Below are 19,347 nucleotides of genomic sequence, written 5' to 3' on the forward strand. Positions count from 1 at the left end.
ACGGCGCCGCGGGCCTCGTGCCGAGAGACCCGGGCGGCGCCGCCGAGCCGGGAAGGACGTCAGGAGAAGGCGTGCGGGGCCCCGGATCCCACCGGCACCCATCTCGGCGTGTCGGCCGCCTGGTCGCTGATCGAGGTCAGGATCGCCTGCCGGTAGAGGCCGAGGCGGGTGCGCCACTCCGTCATGTCCTCGACGTAGCGGCCGGAGACCGGGGCGTCCCAGACATCCCTGCTCCTGGCGAGCTGGTAGGCCTTGTCCAGACTGGCGGTCAGCGTGTCGAGCGTGGGAAGCACCTGCCGCCACATCATGACCAGCCGCTGGTATTCGGGGTTGAACTCCCACGCCGTGGCGGCGTCCGAGGACGGCAGACCGCCGCCGCCCGAGGCCGGTGGGGTCTCCCCCGGCTGCAGCGGCTGCGGTGCGGGTGGATCCACGAACATCACAGGCTCCTCACCCTCGCTGGCACAGTCCCTGCCTCCCGTTCACTGCCCGACGCCGTGGTGGTGCCGACCGGCCCGGAAGCCGGGCTCGCCCCCCGCTCACCGCCCGCCTCCCGGGGGCGGGAGCGGCCGCGATGGATCCCCCGGCTCCACGTCGCCCGCCGACCCGTCGGGCCCGATGTCCATGGGCACCCAGGCCCCCTCGCCCCAGGTCTCCCCTTCCGGTACCCGCACGCCGGGCATCTCCAGCGGCTCGATCTCCCGGGTGTTGTCGGCGAGCGTCCTGACGGCGTCCAGATCGAAAGGGCTCGCCTCCGCGGTGACGACGTCGCCGTCGCCGGCCCACCGGGCGGCCGAACCGTCCGGTGCGGCGGCCACACCCCCGGGAGCCGTCCCCGCCGGCTGCCCCGCGCCCCCTGCGGCATCCTCCGCCCCCGGCACCGCCTCGCTGAAGACCGCATCGCCGATGGACGGCATGCCGACGTCTCCTCGCGGCATCACAGCGGGCTGCGCGGCCGTACCCGCCGTCTGGACGGCGGGTACGGCGGAGGTCGTGGCCTGCGGCTGAACAGCCGCCTCACCGGAGGTCGTACCGGCGGGTCCGGGGGTGGCGTCGCCCCCCGTACCCGGCGGCTGGACGGTCTGGTCGGTGGTGGGTCCCGCGGTGTCGAGAAGCGGATAGTCGGGCTTGGCCGAATCGAGCGGGCCGTGCGGCTCGACCCAGCCCGGCTGCCCCGCCGTGGCGGAGACGTTGTCGACCGTGGGCATCTCCAGCGGCGGGATGTCCTCGATGTTCTTCAGCAACTCGTCGACCTCGGCCGCCGTGGGCGAGTCGAGCGGGATCTGGAGCACCTTCACACCGTCGACCTCCACGACCTTCGCCCGGTGATCGCCGCTCTGGTCGATGTCGTCGGGATGGTCCTTCCGGGAAGTGTCCAGGATGTCGTCGCCGGACGTGCCGCCCTCCTGCCTGGGCGAGCGCTCGTCGCCCTTGGAGCCGGAGTCGCCCTTGGCGTCGGAATCGTTCACCGGCACACCATCCACGGAGCCGTCCCCACGCGGCGTCGTCTCGTCACCCTTGGAACCGGAGTCACCCTTGGCGTCGGAATCCTCCCCACCAGGCATCGTGTCGTGCACATTGACGATCTCCGCCTGTGCGTCATCGGCTCTGGGCGTCTCCGGCACGGGGGTGGCATCCGGGCCGGGTGCCTCGGGCACGGGCGTCTGGCGTGGCACGTCGTCAACCGGCCGCCCCCCGTCCTGAGGCCCCTCACCGGGCCCTGGAACCGCGGGTTTCAGATCCTCGACCTTCGGCGTCTCCGGCCGCGAGTCCTCGGCCCTGGGAACCTCCGGCGTGGGTGTGGCATCCGGCTTCGGAGCCTCACGCGGTGTGTCCTCGGCCCTGGGCGCCTCCGGTACGGGATCCGGCTTCGGGGTCTCACGCGGTGTGGTGTCAACCGGCTTGACGTTCTCCTTGGGGGAGTCTCCCTCGCGCGGAGAGGTCTCGTCACCCTTCGAACCCGTGTCCGGCTTCCGGTCGTCGGTCCCGGGCGCCTCCGGCTTCGGCGCCTCCTTCGAACCGTCCCTCGGGGAGGTCTCGTCCCCCTTCGAGCCCGCCTCCGGCTTGGCCTCGTCACCCTTCGAGCCCGCCTCGGGCTTGGTCTCGTCGCCCTTCGGAGGCTCCGGCTTGGGGGAGTCCTTCGGATCGTCACGCTGGGTGCTCCCCGCCGACTGGTCACCGACGCGGGGCTTGTCGTCCGCTCCGACCGCCGGTTTGAGGCCGTCGGCCTTCGGGGTCTCGGGCTTCGCGTCATCGCCCGCCGCGCCGGTCTCGGGCTTCGCGCCGTCGCCCGCCGCGCCGCTGTCAGGCTTCGTGTCCCCGGCCTTGGGCTCGGCGGGAGGCGCCGTCGCGTTCTGGTTGATCCTCTTCTCCAGCAACGCCACGCGAGCGGAGACGTCACGGACCATCACATCGCACGCGTCGGCGATCTGGACGGGTCTGTGGGTCGACTGCGAGGACAGGCCGGCCCCGCTCATCAGCTGGGTGACCTTGCCCTCGACGTTCCGCATCTGGTCGGCTGCCCGCCGCACCTCGGACAACAGGTCGCGGACCAGCTTGGGGTCCATTCCTTCGAACTTGCCCATGGACGTCTCCCGGAAGTGTCGGCCCACTTCAAGGTACCGGGGAGAGCGCCCCGCGTCACGGTGATAATCAGATGGCATGGATCATGGATATGGGCCGTGCGGCGCCGGGCGCGGGAACCCTCGGGAGATCACGTCCTGGAGTGGACGTGACGCCGGACCGGAAGCAGGATCCCGGTGATGCCCTCCAGCCGTCCGATCAGGCGCTGCAGGTGCCAGCCCGCGTCCGCCCACCGTGCGCGGGCGACGCTCAGCAGCGCGCCGCCGAGCGGTCTGGCCAGCACCCTGAACCGGGCCCCCCAGCCGTGGTGCCTGCGGTACACCCTGCCCGTCCCCCGCGCGACGTGGCGTGCCCTGCGGCGGAACTCTCTGGTACCGGCCGCGGGAACGAAGGGGTTGTCCTCGTAGACGATGACGCGCGGGTGGTAGGCGATCGACCAGCCGTCCCGTAGCCCGCGCAGGAGCAGATCGGTACCCTCTCCCGACTGCCAGGGCGTCGAGCAGCCCGCTCCGAGCCCCTCGTCGAAGGAGCCCACCGCGCCCATGAAGGCCGCCGTGTAGAAACAGGTCGCCTCGATGGCCTGAGACCACACGGTGGCGCCGTCGAGGACGGCCGGCTCGGCGCCGAAGGCCAGCTGGGTCGGCTGCCCCGCCGCGTCGAGCAGCATGCCGGAGACGACCCCGTGCCCGCCGATCGCCTCGCACACCCTGGCCAGGGTGTCGGGGGCGTACCAGGTGTCGTCATCGGGGAAGCCCACGATGTCGTAGTCCCCGAGCGCCGCCACCCCGGCGTTGCGCCCCGCGGACAGCCCCCGCGGCGTGGTCACCCGGCGGATCGGCAGCCGTTCCCGCCAGCGCTCGACGACCTCCGCTGTCCCCGTTTCGCCGCTCTGGTCGACGACGATCATCTCGGTGGCCGGGAGGCTCTGCTCAAGCACCGAGCGGAGCAGGCGGTCGAGGGTCTCGGGCCGGCCGATCGTCGTGACGACCAGAGCGACCCGCGGAGTGGGATTCACGCCGATATGGTAGGCCAGCGCAAAGAGATGCGATTGGAGCCTCCCGGGATGATTCGCGTGAACAAATCGCCGATGGTGTGGGTTTACCATTCCGTGGCCGAATTCAGTCGGGACCCGCTCCGGATCACGGTCTCTCCGGCCAGCTTCCGGTACCACATGCGCTGGCTGCACGACCGCGGGCTGCGCGGGGTCACGATGCGTGAGCTGCGCGCCGCCGAGGCCGGGGGCCAGGCCGCCGGGCTGGTCGGGCTCACCTTCGACGACGGCTACGCCGACTTCGCCACGACCGTCGTGCCCACCTTGGCGGAGTACGGCTTCACCGCCACGGTGTTCGTCGTCGCGGGCCACGTGGGCGGCGACAGCTCCTGGGACCCCGGAGTCCCCCGGGACGTGATGACCCGCGAGCAGCTTCGCGAGGTGGCCGCCGCGGGTATGGAGATCGGCTCGCACTCGCTGACCCATCCCCGGCTGCCGACCGTGGACGGCGACCGGCGGCTGGCCGAGGAACTCGTGACGAGCAGGACGATGCTGGAGGACCTGACCGGCGAGGAGGTCGCCGGCTTCTGCTACCCGTACGGACAGCACGGCGCCCGCGAGGTGGAGGCGGTCGCGGAGGCGGGGTTCGGCTACGCCTGCGCCCTCTGGCACACCGAGCACGCGGGTCTGTTCGCGATGCCGCGCGTCGAGCCCTTCGACGAGACCAGATCCTCGGGGTTGCACGGCCGGGTGCTGGCGCATCGGATGAACAAGACCTACCCCAACATTCGAGGCATTCTCAAGGACCGCTTCGGTATCGATCTCCAGGCTCGCCGCTAAAATAGACGAGGTGAGAGAGGACTTTCGAATTCTGGTCGTCTGTACGGCGAACATCGTCCGCTCTCCAATGGCCGAGGCGATAGCCAGGGCGATGCTCCGGTTCTCTTCCTGCCCGATCCTCGTGTCAAGCGCGGGCACCCACGCCAGAGCGGGGCACCCCATGGCCCCGTACGCGCTCGACACGCTGAGAAACCTCGGCCTGGACGGCTCCGAGCACCTCTCCCGACCGCTGGACAGCGCCCTGGTCGGCGACGCGGATCTCATCCTCACCATGGAGACGGGGCAACGCGGCACGGCGGTGACGATGGATCCGACCGCGATCCACCGGACCTTCACCCTCCGCGAGTTCGCCCATCTGTCGGCGGGCCGGAAGATCCGCCACCGCTCCGACACCGTCGGGCGTGCGCACGCCGTGGTCAGGGCCGTCGCCAGGCGCCGGGGGGCCCCTGGCCGCCACCCCTCGGTCGAGATCGCCGATCCGTACGGCGGACCGCCAAGGGAGTATGAGGAGTGCTCCCGGGTGATCGGCGACTCTCTCAGCCGCGCCCTGGGGGAACTGCTCGGTCCCCGCTGAGCTGCGAGTCTCCCCTCCTCGGCCGCCGCACCGCGGCGGGTGGTTCCCGGTCCTGGAAGGTGTCGCCCAGCTGGGGCTTGGCGGTGTCGCGCACGTACGGGCCGTACCGGTCGGACCTGCTGGCCGTCCCGCAGTTGAAGACCAGCCCCACGACGCGGCCCCTGGCCCCCTCCAGCACCGTCAGCGCCTCGCGCAGATCGTCGCGTTTGGTCTTCTTGGCCCGTGTCACCAGGATGGTCCCGTCCGCCTCCGGCGCGAGCACCGCCGCGTCGGTGACGGGCAGCAGTGGCGGGGCGTCCAGGATGACGTAGTCGAAGCCCTGGGCGAGCCGCCGCAGCAGGTCCCGCATACGCTGGGTGCCCAGCAGCTCGCTGGGGTTGGGCGGCAGTGGGCCGCTGGTGAGCACGGTGATCCGGTGCGCTCCCGCCGTCGACTGGGCGACATCGGCCAGCTCGGCCCTCCCGGTCAGGACGCTGGTCAGACCCGCCTCGCCGACGAGCCCGAGCATGTCGGCGAGCATCGGCCTGCGCAGGTCGACCTCCACCAGGGCCACCTGGGCACCCTCGGCCGCCAGGGCCGCCGCCAGGTTGACCGCGGTCGTCGACTTCCCGTCGCCGGGGAGCGGACTGGTGATCAGGAAAACCTTGGCCGGCTGGTCGACACCGACGAAGCGCAGGGTGGTGCGCAGCTTGCGGTACGCCTCGGCGCGTGAGCTGAAGCGGTCGCCGACGAGCGGGGCGGCCTGGGTGTCGGGATCCTTGGGGACCATGGCCAGCAGGGGCTGGTCGCTCAGCCTCGCGAGATCGACCTCGCTGTGAATCCGGGTGTCGAGCGCCTCGCGCAGGGCGCCCGCGCCGACGCCCCCGACGAGTCCCAGCGCGAATCCCAGCACCACGTCCAGGACGATCCTGGGGCTGCTCGGCCGCTCCGGTACCGCCGCGTCCCTGACCACCTTGACGCGGATCGCCGAGCCCTGGTCCAGATCGGGTGTCTCCAGGTCCGCGACCACCGCGACGAGCCGGGCGGTCACCGCGTTGGCGATCTTCGCCACGGCTTCGGCGTCGCCGTACCTGGCGGTGATGTTGAGCAGGACGGTGTCGACCGGGACGTCCACCTCCAGCCTCTGCGCCAGTTCCTCGGGCTTCAGCGACAGCCCGAGGGTTTTGACCACCGACCTGGTCACCACCGGGGTGGTGACCAGCGCGGCGTAGGAGCGCACCCTCTCCTGGGTGAACAGGGTGCCCTGGTACCTCTGGTCGATGCTGGACTGGCCGCCCTGCGCGATGGAGACGAACAGCGTCGTCGTGGTCCGGTACTCCTTCGGCTGCAGCAGGCCGATCCCGAGTCCGGTCCCCGTGCCGAGGACGGCGAGCAGGATGACGAGCAGCAGGTTCCTGCGGGCTCCGGCGATCAGCTCTCTGGCGTTCACGGGTGCTCTCTCGACTGTTGGGGGGTCACGTGCGACGTTCGGAAAGGCGCGGCGGTGAGGACCGCCGCGAGAAGGACCATGGCGACCAGGAACCCGGTGGCCTCGATCAGCGAGCTCGCCGTGGCCGCGCCGGCGGCGCCGGCCAGTGCCGCCCCCGCGCTGACCGCGAGCACACGTCCCGCCGCCACGGAAACCCTCAGGACGAACAGCGTCCGGACCCGTTCCATGGCGCGCAGCACACCGTAGGGTCCGAGACCGATCCCCTCGATCACGAGCAGGGCGGTGAAGGCGGGGACGAGCGGCCCCACGTCCGCCCAGGACTCACCGAGCAGGGCATGGCCAACGGAGTCCGGCAGGAAGGCGGCGACGGCACCGGCCGCGGCGCCCACGACCCCGCACAGCAGTCCGACGACGGCCGCTGAGCGGAGCATCCGCCCGGGGCCCGCGGCCCTGAGCCGGGAAAGCTCGCTGACGGCCGCGACCCGACCGGCCGCCATCACCACGTTCGCCGGGCCGAACAGCGTCAGCGCGGCCCGCCAGGCCCCCACCGCCGCCGGCCCCGCGATGTGCCCGAGGACGATCAGTACGGCATAGCCCGCCAGGGAGAGCGCCCCGGTCTCCACGAAGTAGGGCCGGACCAACGTGCCGTACTCCCTCAACCAGCGGCGCGGCGCTCCGAGCCGGGGCAGCGTCCTGGCCTGGGCGGCCGCCAGACACGCGGCGACCAGGCCGCCGAACCCCCAGCCGGCGACCAGCCAGCTCAGGCTCACCTCCACGGTGAGCGCGGTGAACGCCGCCGAGACCTGAACCACCCCGCCCACCAGGTCCACCAGCACCGCACGACGCTGCCATCCGATCGCGATGAACGCCAGCCTGAGCGCGTCCCAGATCAGCAGTGCCGGCAGCAGCACGGCGAGCACCACGGCCGAGCGCCAGTGCGCGCCGATCAGGAAGGGGGACAGGGCGAGCAGCAGCACCCCGGCGAGGGCACCGAACACGGCCGCGGAGCCTGAGCTGTCCGCCAGGGCCCGGCGCACCGCGGCGTCTCCCTCGGGCCGCCTGACCAGGAGCGGCTCGCTGACCGCCGCCCGTGACAGCTCCACGACCACCACGTAGAAGCCGTAGAGGAGTGCGAACTCTCCCAGGGTGACGACCGGGACGTTGCCTGCGACCAGGACCATGAGGGCGAAGTTGCTCCCGCTGCAGATCACATGGTCGGCGAGGGTCCACAGCCCCCGGCGCGCCGCGGTCACCTCCCCTCCCCAGGGTCCCGGCGGCGGTGCAGCAACAGGGCCAGCACGGCGGCGCCGAGAAGCGTGGGAAAGGCCCGGCCCTCACCCCAGTAGAAGTATCTGGCCAGGTCGACCAGGCCCACGTACAGCAGCGGGTAGAGGATCAGGCCCCGGATCTCCCCTGAGCGCATCCAGCGGTAGCAGAGGCCGATCGCCAGCCCCGTCCCGGCCCAGAAGAGCATGCCTCCTGCCAGCCCGTAGTCGGCGAGGGGGGCGAGCAGGCCGCCCGTGTTGTTGTACTCGGGGTTGCCGAACTGCCACAGCAGGCCGGGCCAGACCCGGGCGGGGTGGAAGCCCAGCACGGACTCCGGGGTCAGCAGCGCCGACAGGCCGGGGAAGTTCCACAGGAACCCCACCGTGTAGTACGGCCAGACGAGTCCGGGGCCGATGCGGTCGACCACGATGGCGGAGTTGTTGTACGCCGTGGCGTAGTAGCCGGTCAGCCTGCGCAGCACGAACTCGGAGTAGTCGATCTGGACGATCGCGGAGTAGTGGGACCAGCTGCGCACGTACTCGAAGGTGCCGAAGAGCGTCACCAGGGCGAACGGGGCGAGCAGCGGCAGCCCTGCCCACAGCCAGCGGTGGTGGCGCCGCCCGTCGCCGGGCCGCAGCGTCGAGATCAGCGCGAGGACCGGGAGCGCGATCTCCATCAGGGCGAGCCGCTCGGAGTTGAGCACCACCCGCGCCAGTGTCAACCCGGTGAGCATCACGAACATCGCGGTGTGCGAGCCACCGCCGAGCCTCCGCTCAAGCAGCAGGCAGACCATGGCCAGCGGTCCCAGCTGGGTCAGCGTGGTCACCCCGCCGATGGTGGCGAGTTCGTCCTTGACCGCGTCCGCCGAACCCGGGCTCAGCGAGAAGACCTTCACGAGGTCGGCGAGGCTGAGCCCGCTCGAGACCGCCGACGCCAGCCAGGCCACGTATCCCACCACGGTGAGCGTGGCGGCCACCCGGCCGGCCAGGAGCAGGACCCGGCGCTGGCGCGCGTTGACCGGTACGTCGGTGGCCCGAACCGGCCTGGACAGCGACGGCAGCATGCAGCCCACGACGAAGACGCCGATGAACACCACGACGGTGAGCACCTTGCCGTCGTCGAAGATCTTCGGCGTCCGCCACCACTCCCGGAAGCTGTCGTCCCCGATCAGCCAGACGGCCAGCAGCCCGGGGATGGTGGCGAGCATCGCCGTCCAGGCCGGGTGGAGCCACCAGGCGCCCTCGCGCAGCGGCAACCGCGAGGTGCTCACGCCCGGGTACCTCCGCTCTCGACCAGGGCCGTGAACACCTCGGCGTGGCGCCGCGCGGACTCCTCCCAGGAGAACAGAGCGGCCCGGGCGATCCCCCGGGCCCGCAGATCCACCGCGGCGCGGCCGTCGGACAGGACGGTCTCCAGACCCGCCGCGATGCCGCGCGCGTCAAGATCGGATACGAGTACGGCGGCGTCACCCGCGACCTCGGGCAGCGCCGCCCGGTCGGAGGTCACCACCGGGGTGCCGCAGGCCATGGCCTCCAGCACCGGCATCCCGAAGCCCTCGTGACCTGAGGGGAAGGCGAACACCGTGGCCGCCCTCATCAGGGGTGCCACCAGTTCGTGCGCCACCTGGCCGAGGTAGCGGGCGTGCGGCGCCCCGGCCAGTGCCCGCTCGACCTGCCCCGACCCGAGGAACCCGCCTCCGGCGACCACGAGGGGGACCCCCAGGCGCGCGGTCGCCTCGACCAGGGCCGTGACGTTCTTGCGGGGGTCCAGGTTCCCCAGGTAGAGCACGAACCGGCCGGGCAGCCGCAGGGGTTCGAGGAGCGCGTCGTCACCGGCCTCCCGGGGGTGGAACCGACCGGCGTCCAGCCCGTGCGGGATCACGTGGACGCGGGCCGCGGGGACGCGGAAGACCCTGCCGATCTCGCCGGCCGAATGGCGCGAGACGGTGATGACCGCGCCGGCGACCTCGGTGAGCCTGCCGACCCTGGCCATCCAGGTGCGCTTCCAGAGCGCGCGGGCCAGCCCGGGGACGGGAGCGTCCTCGACACCGTGCACCGTGGCCGCGATCGGGACCCGGGAGCCGATCAGCGCCCCGGTGTCGGCCGGGAAGTGCAGCAGGTCGGTCCCTTTCGGGCGGACCGGCCACAGCAGGCCGTCGGCGGCGGCGTAGGCGAGCTGCCTGACCGCCCCGCCGAGCCCGTCGCCCGGCGGGACGAGGGCCTCGCACTCGATCCCGAACGGTGCCAGCGCGGTGTAGAGGGTCCGCGTGTAGGAGGTGTTTCCTCCCACGTTCCGGCGTAGCACCTTACCGCTCACTCCGACCCTCACGCCGCCCCCGTGACGAGCGTGTAGGCGTGGGCGAGCCGGTCCGCCTGGAGTCTGGAGGTGTGCTGCCCCGCCAGCGCGCCGGCGAGCCTCCGCACCGCCTCCTCGCGCCGCGGGCGGTCCACGAGGCCGGCCACCGCCCGCGCGCACCCGGCCGGTGTCGTCACCAGGTCCGGTACGCCCAGGCTGCGCAGCGCCGGGATGTCCCTCGCCACCACGGGCAGGCCGGCGCCGACCGCCTCCAGCACGGAGATCGGGGCGCCCTCCCAGCTCGCCGTGTGGACGTAGACGTCCGCGGTGCCGAGCAGGGCCAGCGCCTCCTCGCGAGCGAGCCAGCCCGTCACGACGACCCCGGCGTCCTGAAGGACACGGCGCAGGGCGGGGTCTCCGTCGCCGATCCAGACCCACCTGACGGACTCGTCGCTCGCGCGGGCGGCGGCGGCGAGGAAGGCCGGGTCCTTCTGCGCGCAGACGCGGCCGACCGAGACCGCGACAAGGCCCGGCCGGTCCCCCTGCTCCCGCGGTTCAACCGCCGCGGGGGCCTCGGGAACGACGTTGGGGACGTAGACCACCCGCTGGCCGCCGCGGAGCCGGGTCGCGAGCTCGGCCTCCCTCGGGCTCACCGCCGCCACCACACCGGTACGCGAGGCGAGCAGCGTCTCGGCCAGGCGGAAGCCGTACCGGACGGGAAGCGCGACGTCGGTCCGCTCGAAGGCGTAGCAGTGCGGGCTGTAGACGACCCGCCCCGTGGGCACCTGTGGGCAGGACCGGACGTAGAAGCCCGCGTAGGAGGAGTGGGCGTGCACGATGTCGGGACGGATCTCCCGGTAGGCGGCGGCCACGTCGCGGATCCTCGCCAGGTGCCCGTCGGAGAAGACCCTGACCCCCTTGAGCAGGCGATCCTCGCCCAGCAGGGGATCGGCCGCGTCGTGCGCCATCAGCAGCCAGTGCTCATGGTCCGGTGTGGCCTCGACATAGGCGTGGACGGCGCTGGCCACCCCGCTGCCCCAGCACTCGGTCACATGGAGCACCCGCACCGCCTGCCCGGGGCGGGCGCCGCCGGGCGCGGACCGCTTCACGGCGTCAAGCCCCACCAAGACCTCCGTGCCGCGAGTGATGAACGAGTTGGCCGTGCTAACTGCCACCAGCGCGACATAAGGTATCGCAGGTTGCATGGCACTTTTTTTGGTATGTCTGACTCGATAGGGGCACCCCCGATGCATCGCGCCCTCCGCCTCCTGCTGATCACCGGAACTGCCGGAATCCTGATGGGTGCCTGTACCGCTGGAACGCTCTACGCCTTCCAGAGCAGCCTCGACAGCGACATCGTGCGCATTCCCGACGCCATCCCCACCGCTGAGGCCGAGCGGCCCCCCGCCGAACTCGGGGTGGGTGAGAACTGGCTGCTCGTCGGGACCGACACGCGCTCGGAGAGGACGACCACCGGCAAGGACGCGAGGACCCGTCTGTGGCGCCCCGGCGAGCAGCGCACCGACACGATCATGCTGATCCACCTCGCCGACGCCGGGAACCGGATCAGCGTGATCTCGATCCCGCGGGACTCGTGGGTCTCCATTCCCGGAAAGGGCAGAGCCAAGATCAACGCCGCCTTCTCCTGGGGCGGCCCCGCCTTGCTGATCAAGACGGTCGAGAAGCTCACCGGTGTCCGCGTCGACCACTACGCCGCGATCGACTTCCAGGGGTTCTCCGCGGCCACCGACGCGATCGGCGGGGTCGACGTCGAGGTGACGGAGACCGTCCGGGACCCGCTCAGCGGCGTCACCTGGAAGGCCGGCCGCCAGCACCTCGACGGCGAGAAGGCCCTGCAGTTCGTCCGCCAGCGCGTCAACCTTCCCGGCGGGGACCTCGATCGGATCAAGCGTCAGCAGGCGCTGCTGCACTCCATCGCCGGCAAGGTGCTCAGCGCCGAGACCCTCGCCAACCCGGTGAAGGTCAACAACCTGCTGCGTGCCCTGACCAAGGCGATCAGCGTCGACTCCGGGGTCACTCCGGGGATCATCAGGTCGCGGCTGTTCGACCTGGCCGACGCCGACGGGTTCCAGTACACCACCATGCCGGTGCGCGGCAGCGGCATGGAGGGCTCGCAGAGCGTCGTGTACCTGGACACACGGAAGGTGCGGGCCCTCAGCCAGGCGATCCAGGACGACCGCGTCGACGACTACATCCGGGAAAGCGACAGTGCCAACGCCGTCGACGAGATCCGTTGAGTGCCCGTCGGTGTCAGTAGGCTCCCTGGGCACGCGCGACGGCCCCCCAGGTCTTCCAGAGCAGCTGCAGGTCCAGGATCAGTGACCAGTTCTCGACGTAGCGGAGATCCATCCGCATCCGCTCCTCCCAGGAGAGGTCCGAACGTCCGCTGACCTGCCACAGGCCGGTCATCCCCGGCCGGACCACCAGCCTGCGGTGGATGTCCGCGCCGTACAGGGCGAACTCCGCGGGCACCAGCGGGCGCGGCCCGACCAGCGACATCTCCCCGCGGACCACGTTGACGAGCTGCGGGAGCTCGTCGAGGGAGTACCGGCGCAGGAACGTTCCCACCCGGGTGACGCGCGGGTCGTCCCGCATCTTGAGCAGCGCCGCCTCGATGTCGAGGTCACCCAGCCGGTCGGCGCCGTTCACCATCGTCCGGAACTTGAGGATCTGGAACTCGCGCCCGCCCTTCCCCACCCGGGTCTGCCTGAACAGCGCCGGCCCGTCGCTCGTGGCCCGGACCGCGATGAAGATCGCCAACATCGGGATCGCGAGAACGGCCAGCACCCCGGTGGCCACCACCCTGTCGAACACGTTCTTCACGATCTGGTTGATCCCTCCGAAGGAGGGGTGGTCCACGTGGAGCAGTGTCATACCGGCGACCGGGCGGACGCTGACCCGCGGCCCGGCGACGTCCATCAGCGACGGGGCGACGAACAGGTCGGTGTCGGTGACCTCCAGGCTCCAGGCCAGCCTGCGCAGAGCCACGCCGTCCAGCTCAGGACAGGCCAGGACCGCCACCGCGTCCGCCGACGTCCTGGCCACCACCTCGGCCACGTTGGTGAAGTCGCCGAGGATCGGAACCCCGTCGACGTCGGGGAGGCGTTCGGGCTCCGCCCCCTCGGGCAGGCAGGCGGCGACCACGCTCATGCCGTACCCGGCCTGGTGGCGCAACTGCATCACCAGGTCCATCACCGCCACCCGGTGCCCGACCGCGACAACCCGCGCGACCGCCTCGTGGGGGTTCATCCTGTGCAGGTACCGGCGCAGGGCGCGGCGGAAAGCCAGGGTGAGCAGGATCGCCAGGGGCAGCATGGCGATGACGATGCTCCTGGCGATCATGAGCTTGGTGACGTAGGCACCGATCGCGACGACCGCGGCCAGCCCCAGTCCACCGTTGAACACCAGGCGGACCTCCTCCAGGCCGCCCGCCTGAACCCGCCCTCGGTACGCTCCCACGAACGACATCGCCACCGGCCAGGCGATCACCAGCCCCGCCGAGAACACCATCTCGAACCAGGGGACGTAGCCGCCCCACCACCATCTGGCTCCCAGCACCACGGCATAGGCCGCCAGGGCACAGCAGAGGTCACCCGCGACGAGCACGCGTGTGATCGACCGCTTCCGCCCGTTCCCCGGAACGAACGGAGCAGCCGGGGGGCGCTCCGCTCTGCGCTCGGTCGACGTCGCACTCATACGCTCTCACCTTCTTGCTGGACAAGCACAAGAAGGACGTGCGATCCGCATCATGCGTTTACCTGTCCATCAAAAATAACAAAAATCACATCAAGCTTGGTTTTCTGGCCCGTCACCTGGGAAGAAACGAACGCTTCGCATCCCCCTCCGGCCTCCAGAGGAGGGCCACGGCCAGCAGCGCCTGCGGGATGGCCGGGAGGGCGTAGCGTCGATCGAACACCGAGGTCGCCGCGGGTATCAGCAGCAGCGCCATCGCGAAGGCCCAGGGGAGGGCGATCTCGGGCCGCCTCCACCTGACCGCTCCGGCCGCGCCCGCCACCAGCAGCACGCCGAGGAGCAGGCCCGTCGCGTATCCCTCCACTTTCAAAAGACCCGCCGCCCTGGGCGCGGGCGGCTCCACCGCGTCGTGGCCCAGGGCCGTGGCGACCAGTAGATCCCCTCCCTCGTAGGCGCGAACGTCCCGCGTCGGATCGGCTCCCGGCACGTAGGTCGCGTTGACCCCGGAGTCGTACCCCAGTTCCTCGGCCGTCGGCGGCATCGGTATCCAGGGTTCGGCGAAGAAGGCGCCGGTGTCCCTGGCGACCGTCGCGGCGAAGTCCAGTGGCTGCTCACGGATCGCCCGCCAGGAGAAACTCGACGCCAGGTTGTTGACGTCCTCGCTGAAGACGTCGACGCCCATGCTCTGCAGGGGGGTGCCCGGATACCAGATGTAGGTGTCCGACTTCGGGCGGGTTCCCGGCGGTGCCTGCGTGCAGAGCCCCCGCTCCGGAATCGGCGGGGCCATCCTCTCGCAGTCCGCGAAGTCCATGACCCTCCCGTAGAGGAAGATCCCATTGCTCCGGGTGAACGCGACGCTGCCGTGCCACGCCCAAAACCACAGCCCGTAGCCGGCCAGCGGCAGGACGGCCGCGACCGTGAAGGCGACGACCGGGCGCGGGCCGACGCGCCGGACGACCAGGTATCCCACCAGCAGCAGGATCAGCGGCAACCCGGCCGCGCGGGCCAGCGTGGCGAGGGCGAGGAGCACCCCCGAGATCGCGACGGCCCAGGCGGGGGGCGAGCGCCACCAGAGCACCACCACCACGGCCCCGATGGTCAGCGGCACGAAAAGCGCCTCGCTCATGATGGCGCTCTCCATCTTGAGCTGCCACGCGCCGAACATCACGGGAAGGACGACGAGCGTCGCCCCCCAGCCGGGGAGCGAGGTGCGCCGCCGCAGTAGCGCGTAGACACCGGTGACCGAGACGAGGGCCAGCAGGTGCTGGACCGTGACCACCAGTGTGAAGCTGTGAAACGGCTTGAGCAGCCAGAGGAACAGCGGGTAGCCGCTTGGCCGCACCACGTGCGGCTGGGGCCGCAGAGCCAGCGCGATATAGGCGTAACTATCGTTCTTGGCCAGTACGGGAAGCTGGGTCACCGTGATGCCCGCGCGGACCGCCGTCCCGGCCACCAGGGCACCGGCGAAGAACGCGTTTCGCCTGATCAGGCGGACGACGGCCGCCCCCGGCTGACCACTCGGTCGGGTAACCATTCCGCTGTCGTCCTCTCACCGCGCCGAACACCCGGTAGATGACGGATGACAGGGCCGTCAGGGTCACATACGGACCAGAATTCCCATCAGGAACAGGTGATTATTTTCTTCACATGGATGACGGTTTCCGGCCGGAGAGCCGCGCGATCACCCGCCGCGCGATCGGACGGGCGCTGCGGACGGCCGTGGCCAGCCCGGGGAGGGGATCGTCGGCGGCGAGCCAGGCGAACTCCCTACCGCCCCCCTCGGGGATCTGGTAGGCGCGTACAGCGTGTCGATAGGCGACCCGGGCAGGAACGTCCAGGTTCTCGACGATGATCCTGCGCCCTTCCACCTGTACTCCCGGCGGGACCGCCTGGCCGGTCAGCGTCAGGTAATGGGCCCGGATCACGTCGATCCCCGCGTCGGTTTCGAAAAGCCGGAACTGCGCTCCCACCCGAGGGTTGAAATCAAGAAGCTTGTACTTTCCGTCACGGTGGTCGAGCCGCCAGTCGAGATCGGCGACGCCCGCGTAGCCGGTCTCCTTGCAGAGCCTGGTGGTCAGGCTCACCAGCTCCGGGTTCGCCACCGAGTAGGCGTACGTCGTCACCCCCACGTGCGGCGGCCACGACCGTACCTTCACCCCGGTGAAGGTGACCACCGCGTTCCCCTGCGCGTCACAGCAGACGTGGGCGATCCAGTCCGTCGACTCCGAGCGCGGCAGGTACTCCTGGACGAGCGTGTACGGCGCGGCCGGCCACGTCGCGGCCAGCTCGCGCAGCTCCCCCGGCGTCTCCACCACCGTGGAACGGCTGACCGCCGGCGCGGCCAGCCGGAGCCACGGTTCGGAGTTCTTGAGCACGACGGGAAAGGTGAGCTCCCCGGCGATCTCGTCGATCTGGTCGAGCGAGGTGATCAGCCGTGACTCCGGAACCGGTATGCCGTGGCGCCGGCACAGCCGGAACATGTCGTGCTTGCTGGCCAGCAGGCGCGGCAGGTCAGGCGGGACCGGCGGTAGCAGAAGGTGCTCGGACAGGACCTCAGCGTGCTCGGCGAGCAGGATCGCCGCCTCGTCGTCCGTCGCCACGGCCACCGCCCTGCCCGGCAGCGACGCGGCGATCTCCCGCAGCCCCCGCACAAGGTGCTCGGCGGGTTCGGCCCCGGTGGTCGGCCAGACGATCTGGCCGGCTCGGTAGCGGGAGAGCGCCGCCGCGGTCAGGCGCCCCTCGGCGATGACGTGAACAGCGACCCCGAGCCGTCCCAGCGTCCGCACGACACCGACCGCACCGTGGTGAAGCGGATAGTGCCCGATCTTGACGAGCAGGACGGGAACACTCGGGTCCACGTTCACCCACCGGACTCTGTGCCACCGTCAGGCTCGGGACCGGCGTCGGTGGCGACGTAGCCGATCACACCGCGCAGTTTCTCCACCGTGATCGCCCCGCGCCGCAGCAACCTGGGCACCGCTGTGGTCAGGTCCAGGATCGTCGAAGGGATGTCGCTCTCACACGGCCCCGCGTCGAGATAGACCGACACCGAGTCGCCGAGCTGCTTCTCCGCGTCGGCGGCGCTGGTCGCGGCCGGGGCGCCGGAGCGGTTGGCGCTGGAGACGGCCAGCGGACCGGTCTCCTTGAGCAGGTCGAGGGCGACCGCGTGCAGCGGCATCCGGATGGCGACGGTGCCCTTGGCGTCCCCCAGGTCCCACGAGAGCGACCGGTTCGCGCGGCAGATCAGCGTGAGCGGCCCCGGCCAGAAGGCGTCGACGAGATCCTGGCCGTACGGACCAAGGTTCTCCACCAGGGCGTTGGCCGCCCGGACGGTCCCGACCAGTACGGGCACCGGCATGTCACGGCCGCGGCCCTTGGCGTCCAGCAGCGCGGTGACCGCGGCGGGTGTGAAGGCGTCGGCGCCGATACCGTAGACGGTGTCGGTCGGCAGCACCACGAGTTCCCCCTGCCGCAGGGCGGACGCGGCCTCTATCAGGCCCGTGGCGCGCTGCTCGGCATCGATGCAGTCAAAACGTCGGCTCACTGTGCCTCCTCAGGATCGCTTGCCACGTGCATTCGCGTCCCTTCTCACCCACCGGCGCGTCACCGACGGCCAGGATCCCCTCGCTCACGGCGTGCATCCTATTCCTGGCCGAAGCGGGCGGTGACGAAGCGGTCCCTGCGCGTCAGGTCCTGGCGGCTGCGGACATCGCGCCAGCCGTTCTCCTCAGAGAAGATCAGATAGACCGGGGTGCCCTGCTGGTCGGCGTGTTCCACGGCGACGAAACCACCGGGGCGCAGCAGGCGCCTGGCGGTCCTTTCGACGGCCCTGACCTCGTCGAGGCCGTCGCTGCCCGACCCGTACAGCGCGCGGTGCGGGTCGTAGTCGCGGACCTCGGGGTCACGGGGGATCGCGCCGGGCGGGATGTAGGGCGGGTTGGAGACCACCAGGTCGACCTGGCCGTCCAGTTCGGAGAGGGCGTCGGCCAGATCCTCCGGGTGCAGGTGGACGCGGCCCTGACCGTGCTCGATGATGTTGCGCTTGGCCCAGCCGTAGGCGTCCGGATCGACCTCGACCGCGTGCACGGTGGCCAGTGCGACCTCCTGGGCGATGGACAGCGCGATGGCACCGGACCCGGTGCCGAGATCCACGACCACGGGCGAGGCGACGTCCATCTCCCGCAGCCTGTCGATCGCCCAGCCCACCACGATCTCGGTCTCCGGGCGCGGCACGAACACCCCTGGCCCGACCTCCAGGGACAGGTAGCGGAAGTAGGCCCGCCCGGTGATGTGCTGAAGCGGCTCGCGGGACTCCCTGCGGGCGACGCCCTCCCAGAACAGGGCGTCGAAGTCGGAGTCCTTCACGGTGTGCAGCTCACTGCGCCGTACGCCGTGCACACATGCGGCGATCTCCTCGGCGTCGGTGCGCGGCGACGGCACACCTGCCTCGGCGAGCCGGGCGGTGGCGAGGGCGATCTCGTCCAGCAGAAAGGTCATGGGCGCGTTCTATGAATGGTTGGCGAGCTTCTCCGCCATCTCAGCGTTGAGCAGGGACTGGATGACGGCCGTGAGATCCCCGTCGAGCACCTGGTCGAGGTTGTACGCCTTGAAACCGACGCGGTGATCGGAGATGCGGTTCTCGGGAAAGTTGTAGGTGCGGATGCGCTCGGAGCGGTCGACGGTGCGGATCTGGGACTTGCGCTCGGCCATGGCGGCGGCGTTGGCCTCCTCCTCGGCGATCGCCTGCAGGCGGGCCCGCAGAATGCGCATGGCCGACTCCTTGTTCTGGAGCTGGCTCTTCTCGTTCTGGCAGGAGGCGACCACCCCGGTCGGGAGATGCGTGATCCGCACGGCCGAGTCGGTGGTGTTGACACTCTGGCCACCGGGACCGCTGGAGCGGTAGACGTCGATGCGGAGGTCGTTCGGGTCGATCTGGACGTCGACGTCCTCGGCCTCCGGGTAGACGAGCACCCCGGCGGCGCTGGTGTGGATGCGTCCCTGGGACTCGGTGACCGGCACCCGCTGGACGCGGTGCACACCGCCCTCGAACTTGAGCCTCGACCAGACGCCCTCGTCGCCCCTGGCCTTCAGGGCGATCGTGACGTCCTTGTAACCGCCGAGGTCGGAGTGGGTGGCGTCGATGAGTTCGGTCTTCCAGCCGATCCGCTCGGCGTACCGCAGATACATCCGCAGGAGGTCCCCGGCGAACAGCGCGGACTCCTCGCCGCCCTCGCCCGCCTTGATCTCCATGATGATGTCCTTGTCATCGTTGGGATCACGCGGGACCAGCAGGTGCCTGAGCTTGTCCTCCAGCTCGGGAACCCGCGCTTCGAGCTCCTTGGCCTCCTCCGCGAACGCCTCGTCCTCCGACGCCAGCTCCCTCGCCGTCCCGAGGTCCGCCTGGACGCCCTGGAGCTCACGGTAGGTGTTGATGATCGGGGTCAGCTCGGCGTAGCGCCTGCCGAAGGTGCGCGCCTGCTTCTGGTCGGCGTGCACGGAGGGGTCGGCGAGCTTGAGTTCCAGCTCGGCGTACTCACTGAGCAGCTCGTCGAGGTTCACCGTGCGTCCTTCCTTGAAAGCCCTTCTAAGCCTGCCTCATCACCACGAACGCCGACCCGGGCACCCCCCCGTCGCGGGAGGGTTGTTCCGAGCCGG

17 protein-coding genes are annotated in these 19,347 nt (G+C 70.8%); 3 read left to right on the top strand and 14 right to left on the bottom strand.

The window, feature by feature from the left end:
* Nucleotides 1–59: 59 nt before the first annotated feature.
* From IG98_RS0105790 to IG98_RS0105800, 3 genes are all read right to left on the bottom strand, one after another.
* On the bottom strand, nucleotides 60–440 hold the full coding sequence (locus IG98_RS0105790) for a hypothetical protein (protein WP_030906577.1): 381 nt from the start codon (nucleotides 438–440) through the stop codon (nucleotides 60–62).
* 99 nt (nucleotides 441–539) lie between these two features.
* Nucleotides 540–2,585, bottom strand: coding sequence for a hypothetical protein (locus IG98_RS0105795; protein WP_030906580.1), 2,046 nt, complete (start codon nucleotides 2,583–2,585; stop codon nucleotides 540–542).
* 128 nt (nucleotides 2,586–2,713) lie between these two features.
* Nucleotides 2,714–3,598 (bottom strand): glycosyltransferase family 2 protein, encoded by an 885-nt coding sequence (locus tag IG98_RS0105800; protein ID WP_030906583.1) that lies wholly within the window; start codon nucleotides 3,596–3,598, stop codon nucleotides 2,714–2,716.
* 93 nt (nucleotides 3,599–3,691) lie between these two features.
* Between IG98_RS0105800 and IG98_RS0105805 the strand changes: the two genes are divergently transcribed.
* Both IG98_RS0105805 and IG98_RS46595 read left to right on the top strand, forming a co-directional pair.
* Nucleotides 3,692–4,414, top strand: a complete 723-nt coding sequence (locus IG98_RS0105805) for a polysaccharide deacetylase family protein (RefSeq protein WP_169750077.1) — start codon at nucleotides 3,692–3,694, stop codon at nucleotides 4,412–4,414.
* A 10-nt stretch (nucleotides 4,415–4,424) separates the two neighbouring features.
* The gene (locus IG98_RS46595) at nucleotides 4,425–4,988 is read left to right on the top strand and encodes an arsenate reductase/protein-tyrosine-phosphatase family protein (protein WP_157594174.1); all 564 of its coding nucleotides are present in this window, start codon (nucleotides 4,425–4,427) and stop codon (nucleotides 4,986–4,988) included.
* Here the strand turns inward: IG98_RS46595 and IG98_RS0105815 are convergent.
* Genes IG98_RS0105815 through IG98_RS44535 form a run of 5 tightly spaced genes read right to left on the bottom strand, consistent with a single transcriptional unit; the run spans nucleotide 4,951 to nucleotide 11,153 of the window.
* Nucleotides 4,951–6,417: a tyrosine-protein kinase domain-containing protein gene (locus IG98_RS0105815; protein WP_051751638.1), complete on the bottom strand. Its 1,467-nt coding sequence runs from the start codon at nucleotides 6,415–6,417 to the stop codon at nucleotides 4,951–4,953. The two genes, IG98_RS46595 and IG98_RS0105815, sit on opposite strands and share 38 nt — an antisense overlap.
* On the bottom strand, nucleotides 6,414–7,670 hold the full coding sequence (locus IG98_RS0105820) for an MATE family efflux transporter (protein ID WP_030906598.1): 1,257 nt from the start codon (nucleotides 7,668–7,670) through the stop codon (nucleotides 6,414–6,416). Before IG98_RS0105820 ends, IG98_RS0105815 begins: the two co-directional genes overlap by 4 nt.
* Nucleotides 7,667–8,953 carry an O-antigen polymerase gene (locus IG98_RS0105825; RefSeq protein WP_030906602.1) on the bottom strand — a complete coding sequence of 429 codons (1,287 nt, stop codon included), beginning with the start codon at nucleotides 8,951–8,953 and terminating at the stop codon, nucleotides 7,667–7,669. Before IG98_RS0105825 ends, IG98_RS0105820 begins: the two co-directional genes overlap by 4 nt.
* On the bottom strand, nucleotides 8,950–9,999 hold the full coding sequence (locus tag IG98_RS44530; protein ID WP_051751640.1) for a glycosyltransferase family 4 protein: 1,050 nt from the start codon (nucleotides 9,997–9,999) through the stop codon (nucleotides 8,950–8,952). Before IG98_RS44530 ends, IG98_RS0105825 begins: the two co-directional genes overlap by 4 nt.
* A gap of 8 nt (nucleotides 10,000–10,007) precedes the next feature.
* Nucleotides 10,008–11,153: a glycosyltransferase family 4 protein gene (locus IG98_RS44535; RefSeq protein WP_169750078.1), complete on the bottom strand. Its 1,146-nt coding sequence runs from the start codon at nucleotides 11,151–11,153 to the stop codon at nucleotides 10,008–10,010.
* Between the two features lie 72 nt (nucleotides 11,154–11,225).
* Here IG98_RS44535 and IG98_RS0105840 point away from each other — a divergent pair, with 72 nt between their 5' ends.
* Complete coding sequence (locus tag IG98_RS0105840) at nucleotides 11,226–12,236, top strand: LCP family protein (RefSeq protein WP_051751644.1); 1,011 nt, start codon at nucleotides 11,226–11,228, stop codon at nucleotides 12,234–12,236.
* Nucleotides 12,237–12,249: 13 nt separating this feature from the next.
* On the opposite strand, the gene IG98_RS0105845 is transcribed toward IG98_RS0105840, so the two are convergent.
* From IG98_RS0105845 to prfA, 6 genes are all read right to left on the bottom strand, one after another.
* Nucleotides 12,250–13,695: a sugar transferase gene (locus tag IG98_RS0105845; RefSeq protein WP_084195153.1), complete on the bottom strand. Its 1,446-nt coding sequence runs from the start codon at nucleotides 13,693–13,695 to the stop codon at nucleotides 12,250–12,252.
* Between the two features lie 112 nt (nucleotides 13,696–13,807).
* Nucleotides 13,808–15,226 (bottom strand): hypothetical protein, encoded by a 1,419-nt coding sequence (locus tag IG98_RS0105850; protein WP_051751648.1) that lies wholly within the window; start codon nucleotides 15,224–15,226, stop codon nucleotides 13,808–13,810.
* 109 nt (nucleotides 15,227–15,335) lie between these two features.
* Nucleotides 15,336–16,556: a carboxylate--amine ligase gene (locus IG98_RS0105855; protein ID WP_030906621.1), complete on the bottom strand. Its 1,221-nt coding sequence runs from the start codon at nucleotides 16,554–16,556 to the stop codon at nucleotides 15,336–15,338.
* A complete protein-coding gene (locus tag IG98_RS0105860) occupies nucleotides 16,553–17,236 on the bottom strand; it encodes an L-threonylcarbamoyladenylate synthase (protein ID WP_030906624.1) in 684 nt (227 codons plus the stop codon). Before IG98_RS0105860 ends, IG98_RS0105855 begins: the two co-directional genes overlap by 4 nt.
* Nucleotides 17,237–17,334: 98 nt before the next feature.
* Nucleotides 17,335–18,189 (bottom strand): peptide chain release factor N(5)-glutamine methyltransferase, encoded by an 855-nt coding sequence (gene prmC, locus IG98_RS0105870; RefSeq protein ID WP_030906627.1) that lies wholly within the window; start codon nucleotides 18,187–18,189, stop codon nucleotides 17,335–17,337.
* Nucleotides 18,190–18,198: 9 nt separating this feature from the next.
* Nucleotides 18,199–19,251 (bottom strand): peptide chain release factor 1, encoded by a 1,053-nt coding sequence (gene prfA / locus IG98_RS0105875; protein WP_030906630.1) that lies wholly within the window; start codon nucleotides 19,249–19,251, stop codon nucleotides 18,199–18,201.
* Nucleotides 19,252–19,347: the final 96 nt, after the last annotated feature.

Origin of the sequence: Streptosporangium amethystogenes (assembly GCF_000721075.1) — a bacterium.
Classification (GTDB): domain Bacteria; phylum Actinomycetota; class Actinomycetes; order Streptosporangiales; family Streptosporangiaceae; genus Streptosporangium; species Streptosporangium amethystogenes.